Genomic DNA, 2360 nt, shown 5'->3' with positions numbered 1-2360 from the left:
CAACGACGGACCAAGATGGTATAAACCAACATGGTACACTTTAACAACAGAAGCAGTAGTTGGAGTAACAAGTATACCAGTAATGGCGCAACAGTTTTTTTATAATCAAATAAATACAAAAGAAACATTAGCACTCGGCGTACTGACAATAGCATCTGCACTAGCAGCAGGAGAAGCAGCAAGAATAGTGACGACAGTATTTGAATCGCAACGAGCTTACGGACTCGCGGGAGCGGGAGCAGCGACAGGAGCGATAGTACTCCCTTTACTCACAGGAATACTGGGAGGAAAAGTTGATAGTCAATTAAGAATTGTGCTAACTGGAGCAATGCTAGGAATAATTACAGGGGTGATAGCAGGGATAGCAACAGGAATAGAAACTGGATTATTTGCTAAGCACCACGAAAAACTCGATAATCAGAAACAAAACGCTAACGAAACAACCAACAACGCAACAACAAAAGATAACCCCAAAGCTGAAACAGGAGAAGCAAAAGCATAAACCAGCTGTTAAAATATAACGAACTATTTTAACTACTTTTAATTTTTTGACTTTAAAACAACAACGACAGCAATGACAACAACAAAACAATAACGAAACAACCACAGGAGAAGATAACTCGCAAAAGGAATATTCTGAATGATGTGGTGAATGAGCTGATAGAGACATTATACGTTAAAATGATTTGTGATTGTTTTGCTAACGATTGCCAACGTAGTATCAAAGTCGTGCAGAAAAAGCAGAGCTATCTTGGTGTTTTGAATTTTTGAGAGAATACTGGATTTCACACTGCCATCTTAGTTGAATATAAAATTAAGTCTTTAAAACTTTTCCCGTTTTTCATTGCAGGAAGATCCAAAATATCGGCAAATGTTCTAGCAATATCTGACATCGTATCTCTTATTCCCAGATTAATATTTTTCTTTAACTTTTTACCATATATTAAAAGAGGGGTATATTCTCTAGTATGATCTGTGTGAAGCATATACGTAGGATCGCAACCATGATCTGCTGTTATAATAAGAATATCGTTATCGTTTAAATTCTCTACTAAACTCGGTAAAAAATTATCAAAATCTTTAAGACCTTTAGCATATGCCTTAACATCACGTCTGTGTCCCCAAAACATGTCAAAATCAACAAGATTTGTAAAAATTAACGTTTGCTTATCGCAATGTCGTTGAATTTCACTTAGAGTTACATCCATACCGTTTAAATTTCCTTCGGTATGAATTGCTTTGGTTATACCTTTAGCATTAAAAATATCTTCTATCTTGCCAATAGCGACAACCTCGCCTCCGGCGCTTTTTATCTCGTCTAAAATTGTTGTTTCAAAAGGAGTTAAAGAATAGTCTCTTCTGTTTGGGGTTCTCGTGTAATTGCCTTCCACTCCTATAAAAGGTCTTGCAATAACTCTGCCTACGGCATTATTGCCTTGTAAAATATTTCTTGCAGTTATACATGTTTCGTATAACCTGTTTAAGCCAAACGTTTCCTCATGAGTCGCTATCTGAAACACAGAATCAGCCGATGTATAAACGATAGGATATCCCGTTTTTTGATGTTCCGCGCCAAGTTGTTTTATTATCTCAGTTCCGGAAGCAACGCAGTTACCAATTACTTTTACCCCTATTTGTCCTTCAAATTGTTCGATTATTCCTCTAGGAAAACCATCAGGATATACCGGAAAAGGCTTCTTTAAAATTACCCCCGCCATTTCCCAATGCCCTGCTGTAGTGTCTTTTGCAGGCGACTTTGTCATCATTTTGCCATAACAACCTACAACGTTCGTATCAGGTAAATTATTTTTTGTATTTAAAATTTTATACAACCCGAGTTTTGCCATATTAGGCAGAAAATAAGACTCTCCCAACGAATCAAAAACGTGTCCTATTGTGTTTGCGCCTTTGTCATTGTACATGCTGGCATCCGGAAGTTCACCGATGCCAGCGCTATCCAAAACAATCAGTACAATGGACATTTTTCCAAATTCACAGTTCAAAATTATGTACTCCATCCATCAAACGAAATCTCAGTCTGCCTACTAAAGATGTTTAATCTTGAGAGCTGGTCTTAAAAAACTCCCCAAAAAAATCTTGCTAAACAGGTTTTTATGTCAGTGAAAAATTGTCTTTATATGGCAACACTCTTCTCTTGTTTTATCCATCTGCTCTCTACCGCTATTAACGAACACAACATATCCATATTAGGAATCCTACTGATGCTACTGGTCACCGCTGAGAGACGACGCTGGTGATGATGTTGAAGACTACTTATTCCACTGACATAAAAACCTGTTTAGCAAGATTTTTTTGGGGAGTTTTTTTAAGACCAGCTCTCAAGATTAAACATCTTTAGT

Annotated in this window: 2 protein-coding genes; one reads left to right on the top strand and one right to left on the bottom strand. The window is 37.2% G+C overall.

The features are described from left to right. The coding region (locus tag LE180_RS06875) for a hypothetical protein (RefSeq protein ID WP_374134703.1) at positions 1-502 on the top strand (502 nt) is incomplete at its 5' end. Positions 503-785: 283 nt separating this feature from the next. Here the strand turns inward: LE180_RS06875 and LE180_RS06870 are convergent. After that, positions 786-1982, bottom strand: a complete 1197-nt coding sequence (locus LE180_RS06870) for a phosphopentomutase (RefSeq protein ID WP_374134702.1) — start codon at positions 1980-1982, stop codon at positions 786-788. Between the last annotated feature and the right edge of the window lie 378 nt (positions 1983-2360).

This window comes from Candidatus Endomicrobiellum pyrsonymphae, assembly GCF_020328025.1.
GTDB lineage: Bacteria > Elusimicrobiota > Endomicrobiia > Endomicrobiales > Endomicrobiaceae > Endomicrobiellum > Endomicrobiellum pyrsonymphae.
This window is presented reverse-complemented; position numbering and strand designations above follow the sequence as displayed.

Bases quoted from the DNA above. Each gene is read 5' to 3' on its own strand.
- LE180_RS06870 (WP_374134702.1), bottom strand. From the start codon at position 1,982: ATGTCCATTGTACTGATTGTTTTGGATAGCGCTGGCATCGGTGAACTT.